At 49.2% G+C, this 24,787-nt stretch carries 23 protein-coding genes; 14 read left to right on the top strand and 9 right to left on the bottom strand.

Annotated elements, in window-relative coordinates:
* Window positions 1–32 precede the first annotated feature (32 nt).
* Window positions 33–1,385 (top strand): trigger factor, encoded by a 1,353-nt coding sequence (gene tig / locus LZD49_RS15175; RefSeq protein WP_234668423.1) that lies wholly within the window; start codon window positions 33–35, stop codon window positions 1,383–1,385.
* A 51-nt stretch (window positions 1,386–1,436) separates the two neighbouring features.
* Here the strand turns inward: tig and LZD49_RS15180 are convergent, their stop codons facing one another.
* The gene (locus LZD49_RS15180; RefSeq protein WP_234668424.1) at window positions 1,437–1,814 is read right to left on the bottom strand and encodes a helix-turn-helix domain-containing protein; all 378 of its coding nucleotides are present in this window, start codon (window positions 1,812–1,814) and stop codon (window positions 1,437–1,439) included.
* A 249-nt stretch (window positions 1,815–2,063) separates the two neighbouring features.
* On the opposite strand from LZD49_RS15180, the gene LZD49_RS15185 reads away from it, so the two are divergent.
* The 5 genes from LZD49_RS15185 to LZD49_RS15205 all read left to right on the top strand — a co-directional run bounded on the left by LZD49_RS15185 (window position 2,064) and on the right by LZD49_RS15205 (window position 7,230).
* The gene (locus LZD49_RS15185; RefSeq protein ID WP_234668425.1) at window positions 2,064–2,738 is read left to right on the top strand and encodes a ClpP family protease; all 675 of its coding nucleotides are present in this window, start codon (window positions 2,064–2,066) and stop codon (window positions 2,736–2,738) included.
* A 249-nt stretch (window positions 2,739–2,987) separates the two neighbouring features.
* The gene (clpX, locus tag LZD49_RS15190; RefSeq protein WP_234668426.1) at window positions 2,988–4,232 is read left to right on the top strand and encodes an ATP-dependent Clp protease ATP-binding subunit ClpX; all 1,245 of its coding nucleotides are present in this window, start codon (window positions 2,988–2,990) and stop codon (window positions 4,230–4,232) included.
* A gap of 110 nt (window positions 4,233–4,342) precedes the next feature.
* Complete coding sequence (locus LZD49_RS15195; protein WP_234668427.1) at window positions 4,343–5,035, top strand: SDR family NAD(P)-dependent oxidoreductase; 693 nt, start codon at window positions 4,343–4,345, stop codon at window positions 5,033–5,035.
* A gap of 104 nt (window positions 5,036–5,139) precedes the next feature.
* Window positions 5,140–6,099: a 1-phosphofructokinase family hexose kinase gene (locus tag LZD49_RS15200; protein WP_234668428.1), complete on the top strand. Its 960-nt coding sequence runs from the start codon at window positions 5,140–5,142 to the stop codon at window positions 6,097–6,099.
* Window positions 6,100–6,168: 69 nt separating this feature from the next.
* On the top strand, window positions 6,169–7,230 hold the full coding sequence (locus tag LZD49_RS15205; protein ID WP_234668429.1) for a 6-bladed beta-propeller: 1,062 nt from the start codon (window positions 6,169–6,171) through the stop codon (window positions 7,228–7,230).
* Between the two features lie 45 nt (window positions 7,231–7,275).
* On the opposite strand, the gene LZD49_RS15210 is transcribed toward LZD49_RS15205, so the two are convergent.
* The gene (locus tag LZD49_RS15210) at window positions 7,276–8,001 is read right to left on the bottom strand and encodes a hypothetical protein (RefSeq protein WP_234668430.1); all 726 of its coding nucleotides are present in this window, start codon (window positions 7,999–8,001) and stop codon (window positions 7,276–7,278) included.
* A gap of 193 nt (window positions 8,002–8,194) precedes the next feature.
* On the opposite strand from LZD49_RS15210, the gene LZD49_RS15215 reads away from it, so the two are divergent.
* Together LZD49_RS15215 and LZD49_RS15220 are read left to right on the top strand one after the other, a co-directional pair.
* On the top strand, window positions 8,195–10,525 hold the full coding sequence (locus LZD49_RS15215) for a TonB-dependent receptor (protein ID WP_234668431.1): 2,331 nt from the start codon (window positions 8,195–8,197) through the stop codon (window positions 10,523–10,525).
* 58 nt (window positions 10,526–10,583) lie between these two features.
* Window positions 10,584–11,132 carry a hypothetical protein gene (locus tag LZD49_RS15220; RefSeq protein ID WP_234668432.1) on the top strand — a complete coding sequence of 183 codons (549 nt, stop codon included), beginning with the start codon at window positions 10,584–10,586 and terminating at the stop codon, window positions 11,130–11,132.
* Window positions 11,133–11,170: 38 nt separating this feature from the next.
* Here the strand turns inward: LZD49_RS15220 and LZD49_RS15225 are convergent, their stop codons facing one another.
* Entirely contained in the window at window positions 11,171–11,581 is a 411-nt protein-coding gene (locus LZD49_RS15225; RefSeq protein WP_234668433.1) for a Fur family transcriptional regulator, read from the bottom strand.
* Between the two features lie 191 nt (window positions 11,582–11,772).
* Between LZD49_RS15225 and LZD49_RS15230 the strand changes: the two genes are divergently transcribed.
* Complete coding sequence (locus tag LZD49_RS15230; RefSeq protein ID WP_234668434.1) at window positions 11,773–12,168, top strand: MerC domain-containing protein; 396 nt, start codon at window positions 11,773–11,775, stop codon at window positions 12,166–12,168.
* On the opposite strand, the gene LZD49_RS15235 is transcribed toward LZD49_RS15230, so the two are convergent.
* Window positions 12,169–13,428 carry a serine hydrolase gene (locus LZD49_RS15235; protein WP_234668435.1) on the bottom strand — a complete coding sequence of 420 codons (1,260 nt, stop codon included), beginning with the start codon at window positions 13,426–13,428 and terminating at the stop codon, window positions 12,169–12,171.
* Between the two features lie 105 nt (window positions 13,429–13,533).
* Here LZD49_RS15235 and LZD49_RS15240 point away from each other — a divergent pair, with 105 nt between their 5' ends.
* Together LZD49_RS15240 and LZD49_RS15245 are read left to right on the top strand one after the other, a co-directional pair.
* Window positions 13,534–15,252, top strand: coding sequence for an IlvD/Edd family dehydratase (locus tag LZD49_RS15240; RefSeq protein ID WP_234668436.1), 1,719 nt, complete (start codon window positions 13,534–13,536; stop codon window positions 15,250–15,252).
* A gap of 53 nt (window positions 15,253–15,305) precedes the next feature.
* Entirely contained in the window at window positions 15,306–16,103 is a 798-nt protein-coding gene (locus LZD49_RS15245) for an SDR family NAD(P)-dependent oxidoreductase (RefSeq protein ID WP_234668437.1), read from the top strand.
* Between the two features lie 2 nt (window positions 16,104–16,105).
* Here LZD49_RS15245 and LZD49_RS15250 read toward each other — a convergent pair whose 3' ends face one another.
* The 4 genes from LZD49_RS15250 to LZD49_RS15265 form a co-directional block, all read right to left on the bottom strand.
* A complete protein-coding gene (locus LZD49_RS15250; protein WP_234668438.1) occupies window positions 16,106–16,813 on the bottom strand; it encodes a hypothetical protein in 708 nt (235 codons plus the stop codon).
* 74 nt (window positions 16,814–16,887) lie between these two features.
* A complete protein-coding gene (gene gldD, locus LZD49_RS15255; RefSeq protein WP_234668439.1) occupies window positions 16,888–17,481 on the bottom strand; it encodes a gliding motility lipoprotein GldD in 594 nt (197 codons plus the stop codon).
* 129 nt (window positions 17,482–17,610) lie between these two features.
* The gene (glmS, locus tag LZD49_RS15260; RefSeq protein ID WP_234668440.1) at window positions 17,611–19,452 is read right to left on the bottom strand and encodes a glutamine--fructose-6-phosphate transaminase (isomerizing); all 1,842 of its coding nucleotides are present in this window, start codon (window positions 19,450–19,452) and stop codon (window positions 17,611–17,613) included.
* A 205-nt stretch (window positions 19,453–19,657) separates the two neighbouring features.
* Window positions 19,658–20,464 carry a glycogen/starch synthase gene (locus LZD49_RS15265; protein WP_234668441.1) on the bottom strand — a complete coding sequence of 269 codons (807 nt, stop codon included), beginning with the start codon at window positions 20,462–20,464 and terminating at the stop codon, window positions 19,658–19,660.
* Between the two features lie 206 nt (window positions 20,465–20,670).
* Here LZD49_RS15265 and panC point away from each other — a divergent pair, with 206 nt between their 5' ends.
* Window positions 20,671–21,513 carry a pantoate--beta-alanine ligase gene (gene panC, locus LZD49_RS15270; protein WP_234668442.1) on the top strand — a complete coding sequence of 281 codons (843 nt, stop codon included), beginning with the start codon at window positions 20,671–20,673 and terminating at the stop codon, window positions 21,511–21,513.
* 55 nt (window positions 21,514–21,568) lie between these two features.
* Here panC and LZD49_RS15275 read toward each other — a convergent pair whose 3' ends face one another.
* Window positions 21,569–23,047: a Gfo/Idh/MocA family protein gene (locus tag LZD49_RS15275; protein ID WP_234668443.1), complete on the bottom strand. Its 1,479-nt coding sequence runs from the start codon at window positions 23,045–23,047 to the stop codon at window positions 21,569–21,571.
* A gap of 303 nt (window positions 23,048–23,350) precedes the next feature.
* Between LZD49_RS15275 and panD the strand changes: the two genes are divergently transcribed.
* Window positions 23,351–23,701, top strand: coding sequence for an aspartate 1-decarboxylase (gene panD, locus LZD49_RS15280; RefSeq protein WP_234668444.1), 351 nt, complete (start codon window positions 23,351–23,353; stop codon window positions 23,699–23,701).
* Between the two features lie 42 nt (window positions 23,702–23,743).
* Window positions 23,744–24,781 (top strand): lysylphosphatidylglycerol synthase transmembrane domain-containing protein, encoded by a 1,038-nt coding sequence (locus LZD49_RS15285; RefSeq protein ID WP_234668445.1) that lies wholly within the window; start codon window positions 23,744–23,746, stop codon window positions 24,779–24,781.
* Window positions 24,782–24,787: the final 6 nt, after the last annotated feature.

Below are 24,787 nucleotides of genomic sequence, written 5' to 3' on the forward strand. Positions count from 1 at the left end.
AACAAAAGGTTTTTACCATAGCTTAGCGACACATGGAAGTATTGTTAGAAAAGAGTTCGCCAACATTAGCCTCTCTGAAAGTAACGTTGACCAAGGAAGATTATCAGCCAAAAGTTGATAAAACCGTAAAGGATTATTCCAAACGCGTGAACCTGAAAGGATTTCGTCCTGGCAAAGTACCATCCCATGTGATTCAACGCATGTATGGTAAAAGCATTCTCGTAGACGAGGTGAACAACATCCTCAGCAACGCCGTAAGCACTTATATCCGCGAAAATAAATTGCAGGTTGTAGGTGACCCTATCCCCGATCGCGACAAGGCGGCGGAAGTAAACTGGGATACCCCAAGCCAATTCGAGTTCAGTTACGAATTGGGTCTTGCTTCTGATTTCGAAATAAACCTCTCAGAATTGCCCGCTGTAAAGCGTTACACGATCAATGTGGACGATAATGAACTGAACAAAACACTCGATAGCCTCCGCGAGCGTTTCGCTGACAGCATCCACCCGGAAGTAAGTGAAGCCGGCGATATGGTTTTCGGTGAATTGAAACAGGATTCTACCGAATTCACAACCCGCACCGCGATCCCTACCAAGCAGGTTAAAGAAGAAGCTGCTGCGAAATTCCTTGGCGTTAAAAAAGGTGATGTGATCACTTTTGACATCAACGATACATTTACCGACGAGTCGGCGATTGCCCATGTTACCGGTAAGAAAAAAGAAGACATTGGCGAAGTTTCAGGTGAGTTCGTACTCACTGTGGAAGACGTAACCCGTTCGGCACCAGCAGAATTAAACCAAGAATTTTTCGACAAAGTGCTCGGTCCGGGCCAGGTTGAAAACGAAGAGCAGTTCAACGAGAAAGTTCTTGAAATCATCAAAGGAAACTACGAGCGCGAAACGGAAGCATTACTTCGCCGCGATATAGAGCTTGCACTGCTTGACAGCATTGGCATCGAACTACCAGAGGAATTCCTGAAGAACTGGTTGGAACGCTCGAACGAAGGCAAATTCACCCGCGAGCAGATCGACGAGCAGTTTGCCGATTTCACAAAATCATTGAAACTGAGCCTGATCAAGAATAAGATCGCTGATAAAGAAGAAGTCAAAGTAGAATATCCTGAAATCCTGGCATTTACCCGCGAAATGGTAAAAGGTCAATTCGGTATCTACGGCGACGATGACTCGATGAGGGAAACGATCGACCGTGTGGCGCAGGGCTATCTTGCCGATAAAGAACGTGACAACTACACAAGCGTATTCAACCAGGTGTTCGATAACAAGGTTCTGGAAGTGATCCGTGGCCAGGTAAGCACCGATGAGCAAACCGTAGAAGTAAGCGAATTCGAAAAATTGGCGAAAGGCGAAGTAGAAGCCGAAGCTTAATTTCAATTATAAAAGCATGTTTACACCGCCCGGTTTGTCCGGGCGGTGTTTTCATTTAAATCCAATGCGTTCGCGCTCCTCTCCTATTTGCCGGATAATGCCATCCCCGAACCATTGCTTGAATTTCTGTCTCCATTGATCCAGCTCATTTTGCAACCGCCGGTTCTCAGACAACAGCCGGGTATTTTCCTGCCTTAGCCACGCCGTTTCAGACATGGTCGCGTCAATGCCTAGCAAATCGGGCAGCGGCACGTCCAGCAGTTTAGCCACGTTTTCAAGTCTTGACACGGAGAGTTCCGTCCGACCGCGCTCGATGTCTCCATAAGCCGTTGTGGACAAACCCAGCATGTCTGCCATATTTTCTTGCGACAGTCCTTTTTGAAGGCGGATCTGTCTGATTTTTTCTGATAAATTGGATGTCACGTTCATAATGTCCGATTCTAATGCGCGGGTATAACGTTTTTACGCTGCAATGTAATCACTTGGGGCGTCGCTGGCTGTCGCAATTTTCGATAATTTATCGCCGAAATTGACAAGGATTATTCGGTGAAATAATCAAATTTGTGCCATGCAACCGAGAAACTCGCCGCGATATAAATAGAAACTAAGCTATATTGCTTTTTGTTCTCTAAGCCGGTTGCCCTTTAACTATTGATAAATTAAAATTTAAATTTTTCGATGAATTACGGAAATGAATTTAGAAAATATGCCGTTCACCACCTGGGAATGAATGGTCTGACCGTGGACGGTTACATGAATCACACCGTTGAAAACATGACCCGTTCGGTAATCGAGGAACGTCCAATGAACTTCCGCGAGGTCGATGTATTCTCCCGTCTGATGGCCGACCGTATTATATTTATGGGAACTGGTGTGGACGACAATATCGCCAACATCATCGTGGCCCAGTTACTCTTCCTCGAATCGGCAGATGCCAAAAAGGACATTTTGATGTACATCAACAGCCCCGGTGGCTCTGTGTACGCAGGTCTGGGTATTTACGATACCATGCAATATGTACGTCCCGACGTAGCAACCGTATGTACCAGCCTCGCAGCCTCTATGGGCGCGGTGTTGCTCGCAGGCGGTGCAGCAGGTAAGCGTTCGGCGCTCCCGCATGCTCGTGTGATGATTCACCAGCCATCCGGCGGCGCGCAGGGAACGTCCGTTGATATCGAAATCACCACCCGTGAGATCGTAAAACTCCGCCACGAACTGTATGAAATCCTCGCAAACCACACGGGCCAGACCGCCGAGCAAATCGCGATAGACTCCGACCGTGACAAATGGTTGAAAGCATTGGAAGCCAAAGAATACGGTTTGATCGACGAGGTTTTAACCCGCGATAAATAATCGGAACGATTTTTTGAAGAAACGCCCTGCCAGCATTGCTGTCGGGGCGTTTTTAGTATATGGCCATTACTTGATTTGGTAACCCGGTCAAAAAACCGGAAATTTGCAAAAAAGATAACCGCTAATCGTCAATCGAGAGGAAGATTATGAAACGTAACACTCAGTCTTCTTGTTAAATTGACTTACCACGATTGTTTAGTACGGCTTCATTCAGGCCGGAAACATTCACCAAACTGTTAAATCGAATCGATGGCACAAGTAAGTTGTTCGTTCTGCGGACGTAAGAAAAGCGAAGTAGATTTGCTTCTTTCCGGGATTGACGCTCACATTTGTAACCACTGCATTGCCCAGGGGCATCAGGTTGTTACGGAAGAGCTGGGACCGAAGGAGGATAAGAAAGAAAAGAAATCCAAGCTTCCGAAACTGAAACCCATTCCTCCCACCGAAATCAAGCATTTCCTCGAACAATATGTCATAGGCCAGGATGAAGCGAAACGCTCGCTGGCAGTGGCAGTATATAACCACTACAAACGTCTGAACCAGGTAAGCACCGAGGATGACGTTGTGATCGAGAAGTCAAATATCATCATGGTAGGCGAAACCGGGACCGGCAAAACGTACCTCGCGAAATCCATTGCACGGATTCTGCAAGTTCCATTCTGCGTGGCCGATGCAACGGTCGTTACCGAAGCAGGTTACGTAGGTGAAGATGTTGAAACCATCCTGACACGCCTGCTCCAGGCAGCGGATTATAATGTGGAAGCCGCTGAGCGCGGCATTGTGTACATTGACGAAATCGACAAGATTGCCCGCAAATCGGACAACCCTTCTATTACCCGCGACGTGAGCGGTGAAGGCGTTCAGCAGGCTTTGCTAAAACTGCTCGAAGGATCGATCGTCAACGTCCCGCCGCAAGGAGGCCGTAAGCATCCTGATCAGAAGATGATTTCATTGAATACTGAAAACATCCTCTTCATCTGCGGTGGTGCATTTGACGGCATCGAACGCCACATCGGGAAGCGCATCAACACGCGTCCGATTGGTTTCAACGGCGACAACCGAATTATCGAAATCTTCGATAAGGGTAACCTGATGCGTTACGTAACAGCAATGGATCTTAAATCTTTCGGTTTGATCCCCGAATTGATCGGCCGTCTGCCCGTACTTACGCATTTGAACCCGCTTGACCGCGAAACATTGCGCCGAATTCTTACTGAGCCGAAAAATGCATTGGTGAGACAATACGCCAAACTTTTCGCGATGGAAGGCATTACCCTGCATTTCGAAGACGCGGTACTCGATTATATTGTGGACCAGGCGATGATTTACAAGCTCGGTGCCCGTGGCCTGCGCTCGATCTGTGAATCGATCATGACCGACGCGATGTTTGACCTGCCGTCGCAGAAGGATGTGAAGGAATTCACCCTCTCGCTCGACTACGCAAAGGATAAATTTGAGAAATCTTCAATGGCATTACTTCGCTCAGTGGCCTAGAATTCATTGAATTAGCTTTTTTTGAAGCGCCCTGCTCCTCCCGAGGATGCAGGGCGCTTCTTTTTTCATATCAATACTCCTATTTTTACATAAAAACGCTATATTCTTAAATGGAAACCTGGCTCACAAATAAATCGATCGTAGTTATCGGTGGAACCACCGGCACCGGGCTGTCTGCTGCACAAGCCTTTGTACGTAACGGCGCGAATGTGGTGGTGGTGGGACTCAGCCCCGAAGCCTGCCTGATGGCGGAACTGAACCTGGGAAGCACCGCAAGAGCAAAGCAAGGAGACGCTACTCAGCCTCAGATGGCATTAGACGCTATTCAACTTTGCATCCGTGAATTTGGAAGTTTTGATGCACTTTACCATGCTCCGGAAGCAGCAGAAAATCCCCCGACCGACGGCCCACTCCACAACCTTGATCTGGAAAGCTGGCGAAAAAACCTCGATCTGCATTTGACATCCCTAATGCTTTCCAACCAGGCGGCCGTAAGAACTTTCATGGGCATGAGCAAAGGCGGAAGTATCCTGAATCTGAGCCCTGAAACCTTATCATCGGACAATAACCTCGCAACTCACGCCACAGCAACCTCTAAGGCAGCTGTTATTGGGTTTTCCAAATCTATTGCAGCCGCGTATTCCGGTCACGATATCAGGATCAATGTAATCTCGGCAGACACCTCCGCACCAGCGGACCTGGACGGCGCTGCGGTGTACCTACTCTCGGATTATGCGCGGTATACCAATGGGCAGGTGCTCGTAATTGACGGAGGCCGGAGTGTTTTGGAAGAACAATTTTAGCGGTAGCGCTAACGGTTGTGCTGTGAAGAAATTGCTATGAACGTACGGAGGATCGCTTTTTTTCTTTTATTCGCGTAAAATAGTTCACCAGACACCGTACTCCTATGGCTACCGGACCCATTGTAACGCTTACAATAAATCCCGCGCTCGATAAAAGCTCCAACGTATCGCGCATTGTTCCCGACAATAAACTGCGCTGCGAAACGCCGAATTTTGAAGCGGGAGGCGGCGGTATCAACGTAGCCAAGGCCATTCACCGGCTTGGAGGAAACCCGATAGCGATCTTCACCGTAGGAGGCCCCACCGGCCAGCGCCTGCACAAGCTCGTAAAAAGCGAAGGGGTCGAAACGATGGTGATCGAAACCAAGCAATGGACGCGGGAGAACTTCCACGTGCTCGAAACGAGCACTGGATTCCAATACCGCTTCGGAATGCCCGGCACCGAAATGATGCCCACCGAAGTACGCGCCATTCTCGAAACCATGGAAGAGCTCGATCCAAAACCTTCCTATATCATTGCCAGCGGCAGTCTCCCGCCCGGCGTACCTTCCGATTTCTACGGTCAAATCGCCAGAATAGCCCATGCACAGGGTGCACGCTTCATTGCCGATACTTCCGGCGATGCGCTCCGCTATGCTACCGAAGCAGGCGTTTATTTGCTGAAACCCAATATTTCCGAGCTTAGCGAACTGGTGGGCGTCGACAAACTGGAAATGGACGAGGTCGACGACGCGGCGCGCGCGCTTATTATCCGCGGGCAATGCGAGATCGTGATCGTGTCTATGGGCGCGATGGGTGCCATGCTCGTAACCGAAGACCAGGTAGAACACATTCCCGCGCCGCCTGTGCAGCCTAAAAGCACAGTAGGCGCCGGCGACAGCATGCTCGCAGGCATCATCTGGATGCTTTCACAAGGCAAATCCTACCGCGAAGCAGTGAGAATGGGCGTCGCCTGCGGAACCGCGGCCACTATGAATTTAGGCAGCGAATTATTCCGAATGCAGGACGTAAACCGCTTGCTCGACTGGCTCAACCGCTACGGGAAACGTTATTCGGCCAGTTGATCAAATCCATTTCAGGGAAATAGTAAGAAATCGGAAATGCGGTCTTTCTCCAAATAAAAAGATCTGGTCATGTCCGATACACAATCCCGCCGTCAGTTTGCGAAAGTAACCGCAGCCGCTGCCGCCGCCATTACTTTTAAGCCCTTCTACATCCTTCACGCCAGGCCCAAAGCCGACGGTGAGGTCATTGGTCATGGTAACCACCGCTATAAGGTGCACCAGGGCTGGGGCAACCTCGACGCGTCCCAGTTTCCTGTCAACAACTGCCACGAAATGGTGCAGGACAGTAAAGGCAGGCTCATTATGGTGGGGGATGAAATCAAAAATAATATTCTGGTGTACGACCGCTCGGGCAAGCTGCTTGAAAGCTGGGGACACGATTTTCCCGGCGGCCACGGGCTGACGTTATGGAATGCCAATGGCGAGGAATTCCTTTTCATCAGCGATCCGAACATCGGAAAAGTTTTCAAAACCGATTTGAAAGGGAAAATCCTGCTGACGATCGAACATCCGTCAAAAGTAGGTGCATACAAAGAAACCGACGCATTCAAACCCACCGAAACGGCCATAGGCCCGGATGGTACCATTTATGTCGCCGACGGATACGGCTCGCAATGGATTTTGAGATACACGCCCACAGGCGAGTTCATCGATAAATTCGGCGGCTCCGGCGATGGTGACGCACAATTCTCCACTGCCCACGGCATAGCGATCGACTACCGAGACAAAGCGAGCCCTACGCTGATCGTCACTTCCCGCGCGCACAATGCATTCAAAAAATTTACATTGGACGGCAAATACCTGAGCACGATCTTCCTGCCGGGCGCATTCGTTTGCCGACCGGTTTTCAAAGACGACACGCTGTACGCAGGTGTATGCTGGTCGCGGCTGCGCTACCTGAACCAGACCCCCAATTCCGGCTTCGTAACCATCCTCGACAAAGCGAACAAAGTGATCTCCAACCCGGGCGGCACCAAACCCGAATACAAAAATGGGGAGCTGCAATTGATGTTACAGGAAAAACCGATTTTCATGCATTGCCACGACGTGTGCGTCGATAACGAACACAACATTTACGTGTGCCAATGGAATGCGAAAAAGACCTATCCGGTCAAGCTGGAAAGAGTTTAGAATCAGAATTTGGATTGAAATAGAAAGCTGGTCCGTTAGCGAACACTAGCGGATCAGCTTGATCGTGATCCCGTTCACGACCATCGTGCCCACTGTCAGAATGCCATAAGCCGTGCCGATCGGCATTTGCGGCACCAGCCACGATACTCCTACCAGAAAGGCTACGAACCCGTAGCCGGCCAGCAGCAAGCCATACAAAATCCTGATCGCGGCATCCGAGCCTTGCTGCGAATGCGTGAATACCGCCAATGTGGAGGTCATGATTGGAAATGGCGTGAGAATACCGCTCCATGTCGGGCCGAGGTAATCTGCCGCTTGCGTGAGCATCACCACGAAAAACGTGGCTACTAGCATTCTCAGCGGAATATCCCAGGAAGGCTGTTTCCGAAATTCAGCTTTTGTTCTGGGTTTTGGAAAAAAATATAAAACCAGCGTGAGCACGATCAAATTAAGGCCGACGGCCGCGGGCAGGGAAATATCGCGCCCCAGCGAAAGCAATGCAACGATGAAAAAGGTCCCGTAACTGAGCAATGTCGTGGGCAGCCAGCTTAGCCGTGATGAAAGTGTTGCGTAGGTTAATGCAAACAGCATCGTCCCCACCGAGCCAAGCAATGCCGAAGTGATCGTCGACGCCGCGAAGGCCGCGCCATGTTCCAATGCAATAAAAAAAGAGATTGGACCGGCCACCCAGGGAAATCCGCCGATCCACCCGCCCAGTCCTTCGCCCCATTTACGGACGGCCAATGTCACCCCGGCAATGAGCGGGGGCATTAATATCAGTTTGGCAAAAAGCAGGTCGGACAATGGATTAACGCAGCAAAATGGAGCACAAATTTACATTTAAGACCCTAATCCACTGAAAATTTGATAAAATACTTCCGGATTTTAATTGCAACATAGTTGCAATGATGTTACTTTTGCAACGTTGTAACAAAAACACAATCCGTTCCCGCTCCGATCAGTCATGCATTCTTTCAGAAATCTGCTTCTTACTGTTTTGCTGGCGCTTTTCACCGCAACAGCCTTTGCCCAAAAACCGGCGTGCGAGTGCTTTGTGAAAGGTGTAGTGAAAGACCGCCACACGGGCCAACCCATCGTGGGCGCCACGGTACTCATTGTCGGAGAAAGTAATGGCGTTTTTACTGACCAGAACGGCCGGTATGAACTTAGGAACCTCTGTCCCGGAAACTACACACTCGAATGCCGCATTATCGGTTACAGTCCATTCCAGCAGAAAGTAGACCTCACGGCCGGGCACGAAGAGAACTTTAACCTGCTCGAACAGGAAGTGCATTTGCACGATGTGGAGATTACCGCCCACCGGACGGATGCGCCGTCGTCGCAGCCATTAACGACTATTTCGGGCGCTGATCTGGACAAAACACGCGGGCAAACCCTAGGCGAAAGCCTCCGGGGCGTCACCGGCGTTACCACCCTGCAAACGGGTTCATCGATTTCAAAACCGGTTATTCACGGCCTGCACAGCAACCGGGTGCTCATTATGAACAATGGCATTCGCCAGGAAGGCCAGCAATGGGGCTCGGAGCATGCGCCGGAAATCGATCCGTTTATTGCCACGAGAATATCGGTCGTGAAAGGCGCTGCGGGCGTTCGCTATGGCTCGGATGCCATTGGCGGCGTGATATTGGTGGAGCCGGAAGAGTTGCCGATCGACCAACCGGTGAGCGGCGAGTTGAATGCGGTAGGCTTTTCCAATGGACGCCAGGGCGTATTATCAGGCACGGCGCAGGGCGGACTCGGTTTTTTGAAAGGCTTCGGCTGGCGGGCGCAGGGAACCATCAAGCGCGGCGGTAACATTCGTACGCCTAATTATTTTTTGGACAATACCGGCATTAGTGAAAACAACTTCTCACTTGCGGCGGGATACCGCAATAAAGGTTTGGGAATTGATGTTTTTTACAGCCGTTTCGATACTCAAATCGGGATTTTCTCCGGCTCCCACATCGGCAGCGTCACCGACTTGCTGAATGTCATCCAAAATGGCGAACCGTTTGTAAAGTCAGGTTTCAGCTATGCGATCAACCGGCCGAATCAGAATGCGACCCACGAGTTATTAAAAGCTGAAACACATTACCAATTTCAGAATGGCAACCGGCTGCAATGGACGATTGCGCGGCAGTATAACAACCGCAACGAGTTCGATCTCCACCGCCCCCGCAACGATTCCATAGCGGCCCTCAACCATCCCGAACTGACATTCAAGCTTACTTCATTGACAAACGATGTGGTCTGGGACCACAAACCCATTGCCCAAAAAGTGACCGGACAAATTGGTGTAAGCACATTATACCAATACAACCTCATGAGCGGCCGACCGCTGATCCCGAATTTCAATCAGTTCAATATCGGTGTATTCTGGATTGAGCGTTATGTGACGAGCAAATGGGAGCTGGAAGCTGGCCTGCGTTACGATTACCGGACATTGAAAACCTACCGGATCGTGAACCGGGAGAAAGTCGCCGATCATTTTGACTTTTCGAATTTTTCGGGAACAGCCGGTGCTACGCGCAACTTTTCCGACCGCTTTTCGGCGCGTCTGAATGTTGGAACGGCCTGGCGCGCGCCGAATGTGAGCGAGCTGTTCAGCGACGGTGTACACCATGGTGCGGCCGCTTACGAAAAAGGCGACGCCACTTTGCAGCCCGAAAAAGCGCTCAATTCCATTGCCAGCGTGAAATACGCGGCGCCGAAATGGAGCGTGGAGCTGGGTGCTTATTACAACTACATTTCCGACTTTATTTACCTCAAACCACAGCCCGAGCCCATTCTGACGATCAGGGGAGCATTTCCTTACTTCAAATACACCCAAACCGACGCTTCTTTCAAGGGCATTGATGTGTCGGGAAGCTGGGAATTTGTGAAACGCACAACCGTAACCAGCAAGCTCAGCTACCTGCGCGTGTACGACGAGCGGAACGACGGCTACCTGGTAATGATCCCGCCCAACCGGCTCGATAATCAGTTGAAATACCAATTGGCCAACCACGGAAAATGGAAGGACGGGTTTATCTCAATCGGTAACCTGCTGGTCGCCGAACAGAAACGCGTTCCTGCCAACAGCGATTTCCTTCCGCCACCCAAAGCCTATTCGCTTTGGAGCCTGCAAGCTGGTGCAACATTGCGGGTTTCGGAAAAGCAGCAATTAGAGTTTGGAATCAATGTGCAAAACCTGTTCAACACCGTTTACCGCGATTACCTGAACCGCTTCCGCTATTATGCCGACGATATGGGGCGCAATGCGTCGCTGCGTTTGAAATGGAAGTTTGGGGCCTGATAATGCTAATGTCTGATAGTGAATTTATTACCAATACATAAACCTGTTACGTATGAGAATGAACCGTAAGTTGACCTGGATGCTGCTCGCCGGTATGACAATGGCCTTTGTGCAATGTAAGGATTCGGGAGAAGCGGTGGAGCCGGACGATGAAAACGAGCTGATCACGTCTGTTACCTTGAAATTCACCGAACAAGGGACTTCCAACGTCAGCACTTTTTCGTTCAAAGATCCCGATGGTGACGGCGGCAATGCAGCCACGAAATTCGATACCATTTCTCTCAAACCCAATAAGACCTACACGCTGGCTATTGAACTGCTCGATGAAAGCAAAACACCCGTCAACGACATTACAAAGGAAGTCGAGAAAGAATCCGACGAGCACCTTTTTGTATATACGGCCACACCCGGTGCATTATTGACCTATTCTTACGGGGACAAGGATAAGAATAATTACCCTATCGGTCTCACAGGCTCCGCGGTAACCGGTGCCGCTGGTGATGGAAAGCTAAAAGTACAGCTGCGCCATCAACCCGGAGCCAAAAATGGCACGCCAACACCCGGCAGCGACGATGTGAATCTGGATTTTATTCTGAAAGTGAAGTAAACCAAAAAGGGATCAGCCATTCGACTGATCCCTTTTTGTTAGTTGCATTTCGGACAAACGCCCTGTATCAGCAGATTGAAATTTTCGGGTTGGTAGCCGTCCGGCAGATGCACGGCGGGAATATGCAGGTTTTCGAGGCAATTGGTTTCCCCGCACGAACTGCATTTGAAATGGATATGGTCGTGCTGGTGCTTTTCTTCCGAACAACTGTGCGAGCATAATGCATACCGCAGCCCCTCGTCGTCGAGTACTTTGTGGATAATGCCTTTTTCGAGGAACGTTTTCAGGGTCCTGTATATCGTCACACGGTCGTAATTCTCTCCCAACGCGCCTTCCAGGTCACCGTGCGATAATGCGTTTTTTCTATTGATAAATGTCGAAAGCACGTCTTCCCGGCACGTAGTCGTCCGCAGGTTATGCACTTTCAGCGTATCTCTTAACTGGTCCATTGTTTCCAACAGTTATTTAAATTCCTCCCTTCTAAAACCCTTCCTGCCAAAGTTAAGTTCTAACCCTTTCAAATTCCAAAGATTGGGCTCACACTTTCCCGGCTGATCACTTAACACCTCAAAAATATTCTGCAACTCTGTTGCAAGTTAGCCTTTACCCTGTTATTTTTGCAACATCATTGTATGTAGATATGAAAGCAGTACACTCACATGGCAAGGCCGACTATATTGGAATCCTGGGTTCTGTATTGTGCATCGTACACTGCCTGCTGGTTCCTGCATTAGCTTTCGGCTCTACGGTGGCAGGCCACGGTCATGCGCACATCGGCCTTGTTTCGCTGGATTATCTTTTTATCCTCATCAACGGTGTGGCCGTTTACTATGCCACCCGTGAACACCAATCAATGGGCGTGCGGGTGCTGCTTTGGGGCGCTTTGGCCATTTTCTCCGTTTCGCTGATCCTGGAAGGCCGCCATCAGGCATTTACCTGGCTGGGTTACATCGGCTCTGGTTTGCTCATCATCGGGCACCTCATTAATCTCTACATTTGCCAGATCGCCCCGCGGTTGAAAGTCAGAACCCGCTGATCACTTATCATATTCCACTTCAAAACGGCTGAGATCAGGGCGATTGGGACGCTTCCGGCTTAATTCGTATTCAAAAATCGTTTTCCCCAGATTGGCCATAAACGGGAAACCTACGTTTTCGTAGTCGTACTTATCGTCGTTAAAAACGCCATCCTCATTGCAATAGATTACCGCGGTGAGCATGAATTCAATTCCTTTCTCGAAATCGGCGATGTAGGCATTGTCCAGCAAAAACCCATATGCATCCCCGCATTTATTGAACAGCCGGATATGGCGCGGCAGCCTCGTTTTGGTCGCTCCGAAAAGCAGGAATTTCACATATCCATCATAGTAATCATCCGTATAATTTGCCGGGTAGCTCGTTTCCACGGGGAATTGTGACATATACTGGTACATAAACCGGTAATCTTCTTCCCTCAGATTGAACCGCTGCGAAGCAGGCACTTCGTCCGGGAAAAAGAGCGTTTTCAGCAGCCGGTGTTGTTCTTCAAGCGGGAAGGCATTCTTTTTGGTAAAATCAAATGGCTCATTCACCAGCGCACCGTCTTTCATATAGCCTTTTCCAAGCAAAATCGGGCCGGGTGCATTGTATTCATGCTCATTGTATTTTGCAGGCTGCTCAAATACGATCTTTCCGTCCTTCTCAAAACGGATTGGATTGGTATACCGGTTATTTTCAGGACCAATGGGAGAATCGAGCCGGTGCAGTATGCGACTTCCCTTAAAACCCTTCATGTGGAGGCTATCGTTGAACTCCTGCTGACCTATAAATTCATACAACCGGTTAAAAGCGTCATTATCGCTCGCGAGTAGGATCTTCTTCGCATAATGCGCCACGGAGGGCCTGCCATCCTCCGAACTTGTATCGGTATTTACAGCCGTTTGCTCCGGCCGTACTGCATCTGTAAACATCGGTGTGTACTTGTCGATGCCCAGCTTATTCAGCTTTTCAAATGCCAATGCCACTGCCGGTAGTTTAACCGTGCTTGCCGGATAAAAATATTCTCCGGTATCGATGCGATAAGCGTGCGTAGTAAAGTGTGGGACATTGTTTTTATTCCTGTCAATCCGTGTGTATAAGACCTGTACCTTATACTTTTCAGGATTTGCCAGGATGGCCGAAAAGCGTTCCGGATGCTTTTTTAATAATTTTTCGATGAAATTATCCGCGTTGTGTTGTGCGAGAATCGGCAAGGCTGCCAGCTGTAAAGAGAAGAAAAGCAACAGTTTATAATTTCTGACAAAAAGCATGGATACCATCGGGCACGTGTTAGCCGAATATACGATTTTTTATTTTAAAGGATACCCGGAATTATATTTTACTCCCGGCGTCCTTTTCTGTTCATACATAAACTATGGCTATTAATGGAAGAAAATAAATTGCGCAGCAGGGGCTGGTTTGGTAAGTCGGGAAAAGACGGTTTCATTTACCGCGCCTGGATGAAAAACCAGGGCTATCCTGCCGATGAATTTGACGGAAGGCCGGTAATCGGCATTTGCAATACATTTTCGGAGCTGACACCCTGCAACGGACATTTCCGCGAACTGGCGGAGTCTGTGAAGCGTGGCGTTTGGGAAGCAGGCGGTTTTCCGCTCGAATTCCCGGTAATGTCGCTCGGCGAAACGCTGATCAAGCCCACGGCCATGCTGTACCGCAACCTTGCAAGCATGGACGTGGAGGAATCCATCCGCGCGAACCCGATTGACGGCGTAGTGCTGCTTTGCGGCTGCGATAAAACAACGCCTTCGCTCGTCATGGGCGCAGCGAGTGTGAATATTCCGACCATCGTCGTTTCCGGCGGGCCCATGCTGACCGGCCGTTACCGCGGCAAGACGATCGGAACGAGCGATGTGTGGCGTTTTAGCGAACTGTATCGCAAAGGCGAAATTACCCAGGAAGAATTTGCGACCTCCGAAGCATGCATGTGCCGCAGCGACGGGCATTGCGCGGTGATGGGCACGGCTTCCACAATGGCCTGCATGGTGGAGTCGCTCGGACTCACATTGCCCGAAAATGCCGCCATTCCCGCAGCAGATTCCCGTCGGAAAGTACTCGCGCATTTGTCGGGCCGACGCATTGTGCAGATGGTTCATGAAGATTTGCGGCTCGATCAGATCCTGACGAAAGAAGCATTCGAGAATGCGATCATGATCAATGCGGCAATTGGTGGGTCTACCAACTTTGTGATCCACTTGCTGGCAATTGCAGGGCGCATTGGGGTGGATTTAAGTCTGGATGATTTTAATGATCTCTGCAAAAACGTGCCGCTGCTCCTTAACCTGCAACCTTCGGGCGGCTATTTTATGGAGGACTTTTATTACGCCGGGGGATTACCGGTAGTGATCAAGGAACTAAGCGGCATTCTCCATCAATCGGTGATTACGGCCAATGGTAAAACGATGGCGGAAAACTGTGCAAATGCCGAATGCTTCGACCCGGAAGTGATCGGAACCATGGCTGAACCGGTGAAAGACCTGACCGGACTGGCTGTGGTAAGGGGCAATCTCGCTGAAAACGGAGCGGTGATCAAGCCATCGGCATCTTTGAAACCGGAATTAATGCAGCACCGCGGCAAGGCGGTGGTATTTGAAGATATTGACGATTACAAAACGCGCCTCGACGACCCTGATCTCGATGTGGATGAAAACAGTATTTTAGTATTGAAAAACGTAGGCCCGAAAGGTTACCCCGGCATGCCGGAGGTAGGAAATATGTCGTTGCCTAAAAAGCTCCTCGCGCAAGGCGTGATGGACATGGTGCGCATTTCCGACGGGCGTATGAGTGGTACCGGTTTTGGAACGGTTGTTTTGCACGTGTCGCCCGAAGCGGCCGTGGGCGGCAACCTGGCATTGGTACAGGACGGTGATTATATAGAGCTGGATGTGGAGAACAGGAGGCTGCACCTGGAAGTATCAGACGAAGAACTGGCGCGCCGGCGGCAGCTTTGGAAGCCGCTCGAACTGGGTTATACACGCGGTTACGTGAGTCTGCACATCAGCCACGTAACCCAGGCGCACGAAGGCGCCGACCTCGACTTCCTCATCGGAGGTTCGGGCGATAAAGTAACAAGAGATTCGCATTAATAGGTGGGAATGCGGCCGCGAACGGCCGCATTCCGCCTTAATTCAGCATTGCCATGAGTAGCCAATTATTTGACAATCAGGTCGCGATCGTAACCGGTGCCGGACAAGGCATTGGATTTGAAATAGCCAAGCAGCTGGCTTGCCAGGGAGCAGGCGTTATTTTGAACGATACCAACAAAGCACTCGCCGCAGAGGCAGCCAAAAAGATCCGCAACAAGGAAGGCGAATGTGTGGCTTTCGCAGGCGATGCTTCACAGCCGGAAATTATCGATGCAATGGTGGACGAAGCAGTCAGATGCTTTGGAAAACTGACATTAACCGTCGCCAATGCCGGTATTACGCTTTTTGGTGATTTCTTCGAATATCCGGTCGAAAACCTGCGGAAGGTGCTGGAAGTGAACCTGATGGGTTCGTTTTTACTGACCCAGGCCGCAGCCCGGCAAATGCGAAAGCAGAAGTCTGGCGGACGCATCTTGTTAATGTCCTCGGTAGTCGGGCATCAGGCGCACCAGTTTCTAGGGGCTTATGCCATGACGAAGGCAGGACTTGAAATGCTGGCCAAAAACCTCGTGATCGAACTCTCCCCGCACGGCATTACGATCAACACCGTCGCCCCGGGTGCTACACTCACCGAGCGGACATTGGCCGAGGACCCGACCTATCCCAAAACGTGGTCGGCCATTACGCCGATGGGCAGGCCAGCCATTTGCGAGGACATTGCCAATGCGGCATTATTCCTGCTGTCGCCCCATTCGGGCCACATAACAGGCCAAAGCCTGATTGTCGATGGCGGTTGGACATCCGTAAGCCCATTGCCCGATCTCAGCAATATGAATGTGAAGAAAAACTAGATTTATTCTCCCGAAAAAAGCTGCGCTTCCAAGTCATCAATGCTTCCGTCTTGCGAAAAGAAAAGCTCGCGTGGCTTGGTAGCCGTAGCCGGATTAACGGTCATAAAGCTGCGGTACTGCTCGTCAGTGATGATTTTCAATGCCAACGCCCTTTTCAATACCATCGGAAACGGCACTTTGAAAAAACTAGCAATATCAGAAGCCAGAAAGTCGGGAATTTTTGAAATATCCGTCCTGAAAAAGCTTTCCACTTCATCAAATGGCAATAAAGCTTCGAAAATGAGTTGCTCAGAACGGGCCGCTAAAGAAGTGGCACTCGCGTAAATTGTCTGTAAGCCGAGAGAAACGGTCAGCAAATGAATATGGTAATTGCGTTCGTTGATATCCGAAGCGGCATTCACAAATACCCAACCTTTTTGATGGTAAATCGCTGAAAAGCCTTTGAATTGCGGATCTACATGATGCAGTTGGGCGATTTTGATCCCTTCCGGATAAGGTAGCTTGTGCCCGATCTGGTGCACGATATCCTGTGCGTAGGAAATATCGGCCACCTCGCCCGCCGGTTCGATCATCCAGTCACCATTCACCAACCCTTCAAAAAGCTGATCTGCGACACGTCGGCTTTCCACCTGCCCCAAATGCAGGACGATGCGGTTACCGCGCACTGAGTAATCGAGATGGAGTTGGTTCTTGGGTTGTTTCCGGGGCATGTCTTATTTGTTGTTGAGGTGATAACTTCAAAGATACGTCCTTCCCTTTTTCACAACAACATTAGCCGGTAATTTTATCGCCACTCCAGGGTATTGAGTAATTGCAACATATCGGCCTCTAAATAATCGATTACAGGCGCAAGCGAATCATTTTTAGTAGCAGTTGGGAAGTAAATGGCACCCCGCAGAAAATGCCCGGTACTATCGGTAGTATAAAATTGATAGGGACTGGGTACATCGCCATCGATTTTGAATAACATCGCTGTCCGGCCCGATTTACCCAGAACTCGCTGTTCTTGAATGGACGAGGCCCTGATCTGATGCTTGCTTGCCAGTTTATAACTGTCGTCTATAAATGCTTTCAGTAACGCCGGATTGTTGTTAAGCGGCTTGTAAGTGATTTGGATATTGGCCTTGAATTGTGGATAGCTGATAAAGATCCAATCCTTTTCCGCCAATTTGAACGTATCCGGCTCAACAATGGCAAACCGCGAGACATCGAAGGTGTAAGGGTGTTTTTCGACCAGTTTTTTGTAACTGTGCGCGGGCAGATCAATGCGGTTATAGCCCTTGGGTTTCGGAATATAGGTTTGGTCCTCCCCCTTTTTACAACTTGAAATAAACAGCAGTGAAAATGGTAGAAAAATAGCTATAATGAGTTTGTACATATTCGATAGGTCCCGTTGGCAAAACTTGCGCAAAATTAACGAAAACCGGGAAACATTATTTTTTCAAATCGCTGCAAACAAAAAAGCGAAACCATCATCGACAGTCTCGCTCTCCGGCATCCTCCTCAGTTACTCGACGGTAACCGATTTGGCAAGATTCCTTGGTTGGTCCACGTTCCGGCCGCGCATTACTGCGATGTAGTAAGAAAGCAATTGCAGCGGGATTACAGAAACAAGTGGTGTCAGAATTTCATGTGTATTGGGCACTTCTATCACAAAATCGACCATGCCGGGAATGAGTGAGTCTCCCTCCGTCACGATCGCGATTACCCGGCCTTTGCGCGCTTTCACTTCCTGGATGTTCGACACGATTTTTTCATAGGAACTGTCTTTGGTAGCCAGGAAAACGACTGGCATATCTTCATCGATCAAGGCAATCGGCCCGTGTTTCATTTCTGCCGCCGGATAACCTTCGGCATGGATGTACGAAATCTCTTTGAGCTTCAATGCGCCTTCCAATGCCACAGGAAAATTGAGGCCGCGCCCCAGATAAATGAAGTTGCGCGCATAAGTGAATATGAATGCAATTTCCTTGATTTTGGCGGCATTCTCGAACACCCTCTCAACCTTCGCCGGGATCGTTTCCAATTCAATCAGCAGCTGCCGGTAGGTTTCTTCCGAAATAGTCCCTTTCCGCTTTGCTACGGCGATGGCCATCAGTGTGAGCACAGTCACCTGGGCGGTAAATGCCTTGGTACTGGCCACACCGATTTCCGGGCCGGCGTGTGTATAGGCGCCTGCATGCGTCGCGCGGGCGATGGATGAACCCACCACGTTACATACTCCAAATATCGTGGCACCTTTGGACTTCGCGAGTTCAATCGCGGCCAGGGTATCCGCCGTTTCGCCGGATTGGGAAATGGCTATCACAATGTCGTTTTCTTTGATTATCGGGTTACGATAGCGGAATTCAGAAGCGTATTCTACCTCCACATTGATCCGTGCCAGCTCTTCAAAAAGATATTCGGCCACGAGTCCGGCGTGCCATGATGTACCGCAGCCGACAATTACGACTCGGTCGGATTGGGCAAGCTTATCGAGGTAATCGTTCAGGCCTCCAAGTTGCAGGTGGGCGTCGTCCGCACGCAGGCGGCCGCGCATACTATCGCCTATGGAGCGGGGCTGTTCGAAAATTTCCTTGATCATGAAATGGTCGTAGCCGCCTTTTTCAATGGTTTCGAGCTCCATTTCCAATCTTTGAATGTATGGAATGGTCTCTTTGGTGCTCTCAAGGTGCTGAATGCTCAGCTTGCCATCGTGGATTACCGCTACTTCATAATCATCCAGATAAACGACGTCTTTCGTGTATTCGATGATGGGTGTGGCATCGGAAGCGAAAAAGAACTCGCCTTCGCCAATACCGATAACCAGCGGGCTGCCTTTGCGGGCGGCAATGAGCTGGCCTGGATGGTCCACAGACATGACGACGATGGCATACGCCCCTACCACTTCTTTCAATGCAAGTCGTACTGCACTTTCCAGCGTGTCGCCGGTTTCGTGCTGGATTTCTTCGATGAAATGGATGAGCACTTCGGTATCCGTATCGCTCAGGAACTTGTGGCCTTTCTGGATCAGGTTCTGCTTAATGGCCGCGTAGTTTTCGATAATACCATTGTGGATAATGGATAACCGGCGGTTGTTGGAATAGTGCGGGTGGGCATTCACATCGTTGGGTTCTCCGTGGGTCGCCCAACGCGTGTGGCCGATGCCGATGGTAGCGGGAAGTTGCTTTCCATTTAGTTCAGATTCGAGATCCGACACCTTTCCCTTCTTCTTGTAAATATTCAATTCACCATTTTCGAGCAATGCAATTCCGGAGCTGTCGTAGCCGCGATATTCCAATCGTTTCAATCCTTTTAAAATTAAAGGATATGCCTCTCTACTTCCAACATAAGCCACAATTCCACACATATTCTTAAAATATTTTAATTTTGTGTATGTAAATGATTGGGGCAAATAAATGGTAAACAGTGATGGTTAGCAAGCTAATTTTTAATTAAATACTAAAAAATATCCAATTATTAAACAGTGTTCGAACACGCAAAACATTCTGGTAAAACACAAAAAAGCCGGCGACTGTAGAATCACCGGCTTTCTGCTGTATAAAATTTATCTACTAGTTCATCAAATCGGTATACAGATTGTAGTACGACTCTGAGAAATTCTCATCCTGCTCGTCGAGCTGGACACGTTTCGGTGCGTTGTTAAAAATTTCGTTGAGGCTCGCGCTGCAATGTTCCTCGGCTTTGATGACCGCATCAGCATAAGCACATCCGATTTTGACAAAACCTTCGAAATCAGCTGAATGCAAATGTGCCAGCGCTTCGTCGCTTACGTCCATCGCCTTGGCCTTGCTCTGCAAATCTGCGTCGAATTTATAATCGAAGGCATTATTATGTACGGTAAAAACACTTTTCGTATCCTTAAACATCGGATCATTGCGGTAAGTAGTTTTCAGGTACAATGGAATCAGTGCCGTCATCCAGTCATTGCAATGCACCACGTCCGGAGCCCATCCCAGTTTTTTAACGGTTTCCAAAACACCCTTGCAAAAGAAGATCGCACGCTCATCGTTGTCATCGAAAAAATTATTCTCTTTATCGAAGAAAACAGATTTGCGATGGAAATAATCATCGTTGTCGATAAAATAGACCTGCAACTTCGCATTTGGAATGGAAGCAACCTTGATGATCAGCGGCTTTTCTTCATCTCCTACGGTAATATTGATTCCTGACAGTCGAACTACTTCATGAAGCCTGTTTTTGCGCTCGTTGATCAAACCAAAGCGCGGAACCAGAATCCTGATTTCTGCCCCTCTTTCCTGCATTGCCTGAGGAAGCTTTCTAACATAATCGGCAACATCGGTAGTCTGGAGGAAAGGATTGATTTCACTGGCTACATACAAAATTCGCAGTTTCTCCATAGATCTATTGGCAGTTTGTGAAAAAAAGTTTTGCAAAATTATACAAAAAAAATCTCATTTTCAAAAGATATTCCAAACTAATTGTCATATTGCGCCCAGTTTGGGATTTCCCTACCCTAATGTTTCCAAAACCAGCCTTATACATTGCATCATTCTGAAAAAGCAGTGGTAACGCAAAGGTTACTCCCTCAGATTTCAGAATTTACATGGAAGTATTTACTTCGGTCAAAAGTCTCCGCCAGTTCCTCGATCAGCAAGTTTTACAACAGAAAACCATTGGTCTCGTACCTACTATGGGAGCCCTCCACGAAGGCCATATTTCATTGATCGACGCGGCGAAAAGGGACAATGATATCGTCATTTGCAGCGTATTCGTGAACCCGACGCAGTTTAACAATCCCGAAGACCTGGCCAAATACCCGAGAACGTTGGCAGAGGACAGTATCATGCTCGAAACGGCAGGCTGCTCGGCCGTATTCGCTCCTTCGGTAGAAGAAATGTATCCCGAACAGCCTGTGCTCAAAATCAATTTTGGAGAACTGGAAACCGTGATGGAGGGCGCCTCTCGTCCCGGGCATTTCAATGGCGTTGGCATTGTCGTTTCGAAGCTATTCAATATCGTAAAACCTCATCGCGCCTATTTCGGGCAGAAGGATTTGCAGCAAGTTTCGGTCGTGAGCCAGCTCGTAACGGATCTTGCATTCGGATTGGAACTGATTATATGCCCTACCGTGCGCGAAGAGGACGGCCTGGCTATGTCATCCCGTAACCGCAGGCTCAATGCCGAGGAGCGGGCAATTGCCCCTCATATTTACAGGATACTGGCAGCAGCCGGCGAAGACCTGCGTGGTGGTAAGAAAGTTTATGAGGTGATCGCCTGGGCAAAAGGCCAGTTTGAGAATATCAAAGAATTTACGCTCGACTATTTTGAGGTCATTAATATCAAGAGCCTGCTGTCTGTGGAACATATCGGCCCGCCGGGCAGCAATGCCATTTGCGTAGCCACTTTCCTCGGCCCGGTGAGGCTGATCGACAATATTATCTTTTAAATTTTCAGCATGCATTAAAACAAAGAAGGCCCCTTGCGGAGCCTTCTTTGTTTGCTTATGACAATTTCCAGTCGCCGCGGTATTTGCGTTTTACGAACTGGTTCGCGTCTTCGAAGTTGGTAATCTTCATATTTTTCCCATCCCACAACAACTTCTTGCGGCCTGGGTAATCGAATCCTTTACCATCCGCTTTCGCAGTGCGAAGGTTGTAACTGCGGATACCTAGGTTACCCATGATCACAGTCTCTGTCAACGGACCAGCGTAATCGAAGGAAGAAGTAAGCGCCTTGTGCTCCTTACTGTTGAAACCAGCCTTGCAGGCGTCGCTCCAAGACACGTGGTGGCCAAATTCCGGCATTGGCGTGTATTTGTTGCCAAAATCGCCTTGTTTGTATTCCAGCTTGGTACCGTCTTTGAGGTACACCTTGGGAGCAATACCGTAAGTTCCGCAGGTCATTACCCCTTTTTCACCGATCAGGAGCACACCATTGCTGCTGTCTGGTTCGCCAAGCGGTTCATTGGCAGGGATTAAATCCGGGTGGAATGGACGCAAGCCGCCATCATGCCAGGTAAGCGTCACTTCCGATTTGTTCACCTTGTTGGCAGGGAATTTCAATTGTACGCGTGAAGACGGGGGACAACCTTCCGGAATGTACTCCGCAGTCCAGTCTTTGATGAACACTTGTCCTACCGAGCATTCCAATTCTGTTGGGTAGCCCAGGCCAAGCGTGCGGAACGCAGGGTCGATCAGGTGACAGCCCATATCGCCCAATGCACCTGTACCGAAGTTCCACCAGCCGCGCCATTTAAACGGGTGCCATGCCGGGTTGTAATCCACCCATTCTGCACAGCCTACCCACAATTCCCAATCAATGTCCGCAGGTACTTCGTGTTTGCCAGTTGGAACGGGAATACCTTGTGGCCACACCGGACGGTTGGTCCAGACATGTGCTTCGTGGACGTTACCGATAAGACCTTTGTTAAACCATTCTTTCATCTGGGTCTGCGCAGGGTTAGATGCGCCCTGATTACCCATTTGGGTTACTACTTTGTATTTGCGCGCAGCTTCGGTGAGCATACGTGCTTCGTAAATATCGTGGGTAAGGGGTTTCTGCACATATACGTGTTTTCCGCGTTGCATAGCGGCCATTGCGATGATCGCGTGCATGTGGTCGGCAGTCGAAACGGTTACGGCATCAATGCTCTTGTCCATTTCATCGAACATCTTCCGGAAGTCTTTGTATTTCTTAGCATCCGGGTGCAGCTCGAAATTCTTTTTTACCTGCGCCTGCGACCAGTCCACGTCGCAAAGTGCTACCAGGTTTTCGGCGCCTTTATTCCATGCATTGTTTGTATCCGAAAAACCTTTTCCGCCCACCCCGATACCGGCGATGTTCAGCTTGTCGCTGGGGGCTTTATATCCTTTCCCCAGCACGTGGCGGGGAACAATGAAGAAACTTCCTATGGCCGCTGCGGATGACTTCTGGATAAAGTCCCGGCGGCTAACGTCTTTCGGTTTGTTTTCTGTACTCATCGGTTTTGGTAATAAAAAAATAAACTAAAATAATATAGATGAAAGGAATAACTTGTTATTGGAGTTGGAATACTATTAAATCCCGCTTAAATATAATAATGTTCTTATGAAACATCATGTATCCGGTCATTTCAAATATTACTTCAAATACACTCCCTGTTTGCGTTTCCGGCTATTTACGTGAATAATCTTGCCGCGCACATGCACGGGAACCGACGTACAAGGTAGTATGTTTTGAAGGCTGGGTATTATTCCTGTAACTTTGGGGGTAATGCATTTCATTTAGACCAATACCACCAGGTAATGCAAATCACAGTAATGAAATCGAAGATTCACCGGGTTAAGGTGACTCAGGCGGAATTGAACTACGTTGGCAGCATCACGATCGACGAGGATCTGATCGACGCCGCGGGACTCATAGAGAATGAACAGGTTCACATTGTGAACAATAACAATGGCGAACGTTTTATCACATATGTTATTAAAGGCGAGAGAGGTTCGGGCATGATCTGCCTTAATGGCGCGGCGGCCCGCAGGGTGCAGATCGGCGACATCATCATCATCATCGCCTACGGAAGCATGACCCCGGAAGAAGCGAAGACATTCAAGCCGATGGTCGTTTTCCCGGATCATAATAATCACCTGGTAAGCTAACCTTCTGATTTTACCCTACACTAAACATCTATTTAGCGAAGCATGAAAAATATACTGCGTTACACCATATCGCTTGCTTTGGCAGGCGGTCTGCTCTGGTTTGTGTTTAAAGACATCAACCTGGATGAAATGCTCGACCGTTTTGCCAAATCCGACTGGCGCTGGATTGCCGTATCATGCTTTTGCCTCCTGCTTGCACACATTACGCGTGCGTGGCGCTGGGGAATGCTCATCGAGCCGCTGGCTCATAAGCCGGGCCTCGTTAATAGCACCATGTCTGTTCTGACTGGCTATTTTGCCAACTACATTGTGCCTCGCATGGGCGAAGTAACCCGTTGCGGAACGCTCTACCGTCTCGAACGCATTCCGGTAAGCCTAAGCTTCGGTACCGTTGTGGCTGAAAGGATTTTTGATGTCATCATCCTGGTGATCATGATCGGCCTGAACTTTATTTTCGAATTTGACCGGCTGAGCACATTCTTTACGGATTTCTTTCAAAGCAAAATAGGCGGAAATCAAGGCGGTGGCTCGGGCACCGGAATGCTGCTTAGCATTCTTATCGTGGGCTTGCTCGCCGTGGCAGTCGCCAGCATCGTGATCTTCAAAAATGCCGCATTAAGGAACAAGTTGCAGCAGAATGCGATCGTTTCCAAGATCGTAGGTTTCGCGCAAGGCATGCTTGAAGGACTTTTGAGCGTCCGTAAACTACGCAGCCCCGTCCTTTTCATTTTCAGCACAATTCTCATATGGATACTGTATTACCTGGTTTCCTACGTGCTGTTTTTCTGCATTCCGGAAACTTCTGATCTGGGGCCACTGGCTGGATTGACGTTACTAGTCGTAGGAGCCATTGGTATGACCGCCCCTACGCAAGGCGGCATTGGCGCTTACCACTTGCTGGTGGGTAATGTAATGGTACTATACGGCCTTTCTCAAAATGATGGCATTACGCTCGCAACCTTCATCCACGGCGCGCAAATGCTGTTTATGCTCGCTATTGGCGCGCTTGCATTCTTATATGTGCTGATTGTAAACAAAAAGGCAACCGCGGAACCAGGGCAGGTTTCCGCAGCAAACTAATTGTTG

This window comes from Dyadobacter sp. CY261, from assembly GCF_021440085.1.
GTDB lineage: Bacteria > Bacteroidota > Bacteroidia > Cytophagales > Spirosomataceae > Dyadobacter.

Coding starts and splice junctions, on each gene's coding strand:
- LZD49_RS15210 (WP_234668430.1), bottom strand. CDS start 8,001: ATGCCCCCGCTCATTGCCGGGGTGACATTGGCCGTCCGTAAATGGGGC.
- LZD49_RS15230 (WP_234668434.1), top strand. CDS start 11,773: ATGAAAGCAGTACACTCACATGGCAAGGCCGACTATATTGGAATCCTG.
- LZD49_RS15225 (WP_234668433.1), bottom strand. CDS start 11,581: ATGGACCAGTTAAGAGATACGCTGAAAGTGCATAACCTGCGGACGACT.
- glmS (WP_234668440.1), bottom strand. CDS start 19,452: ATGTGTGGAATTGTGGCTTATGTTGGAAGTAGAGAGGCATATCCTTTA.
- LZD49_RS15180 (WP_234668424.1), bottom strand. CDS start 1,814: ATGAACGTGACATCCAATTTATCAGAAAAAATCAGACAGATCCGCCTT.
- LZD49_RS15245 (WP_234668437.1), top strand. CDS start 15,306: ATGAGTAGCCAATTATTTGACAATCAGGTCGCGATCGTAACCGGTGCC.
- gldD (WP_234668439.1), bottom strand. CDS start 17,481: ATGTACAAACTCATTATAGCTATTTTTCTACCATTTTCACTGCTGTTT.
- LZD49_RS15185 (WP_234668425.1), top strand. CDS start 2,064: ATGAATTACGGAAATGAATTTAGAAAATATGCCGTTCACCACCTGGGA.
- panD (WP_234668444.1), top strand. CDS start 23,351: ATGCAAATCACAGTAATGAAATCGAAGATTCACCGGGTTAAGGTGACT.
- LZD49_RS15265 (WP_234668441.1), bottom strand. CDS start 20,464: ATGGAGAAACTGCGAATTTTGTATGTAGCCAGTGAAATCAATCCTTTC.
- clpX (WP_234668426.1), top strand. CDS start 2,988: ATGGCACAAGTAAGTTGTTCGTTCTGCGGACGTAAGAAAAGCGAAGTA.
- LZD49_RS15285 (WP_234668445.1), top strand. CDS start 23,744: ATGAAAAATATACTGCGTTACACCATATCGCTTGCTTTGGCAGGCGGT.
- LZD49_RS15195 (WP_234668427.1), top strand. CDS start 4,343: ATGGAAACCTGGCTCACAAATAAATCGATCGTAGTTATCGGTGGAACC.
- LZD49_RS15240 (WP_234668436.1), top strand. CDS start 13,534: ATGGAAGAAAATAAATTGCGCAGCAGGGGCTGGTTTGGTAAGTCGGGA.
- panC (WP_234668442.1), top strand. CDS start 20,671: ATGGAAGTATTTACTTCGGTCAAAAGTCTCCGCCAGTTCCTCGATCAG.
- LZD49_RS15275 (WP_234668443.1), bottom strand. CDS start 23,047: ATGAGTACAGAAAACAAACCGAAAGACGTTAGCCGCCGGGACTTTATC.
- LZD49_RS15205 (WP_234668429.1), top strand. CDS start 6,169: ATGTCCGATACACAATCCCGCCGTCAGTTTGCGAAAGTAACCGCAGCC.
- LZD49_RS15200 (WP_234668428.1), top strand. CDS start 5,140: ATGGCTACCGGACCCATTGTAACGCTTACAATAAATCCCGCGCTCGAT.
- LZD49_RS15220 (WP_234668432.1), top strand. CDS start 10,584: ATGAACCGTAAGTTGACCTGGATGCTGCTCGCCGGTATGACAATGGCC.
- LZD49_RS15215 (WP_234668431.1), top strand. CDS start 8,195: ATGCATTCTTTCAGAAATCTGCTTCTTACTGTTTTGCTGGCGCTTTTC.
- LZD49_RS15250 (WP_234668438.1), bottom strand. CDS start 16,813: ATGCCCCGGAAACAACCCAAGAACCAACTCCATCTCGATTACTCAGTG.
- LZD49_RS15235 (WP_234668435.1), bottom strand. CDS start 13,428: ATGGTATCCATGCTTTTTGTCAGAAATTATAAACTGTTGCTTTTCTTC.
- tig (WP_234668423.1), top strand. CDS start 33: ATGGAAGTATTGTTAGAAAAGAGTTCGCCAACATTAGCCTCTCTGAAA.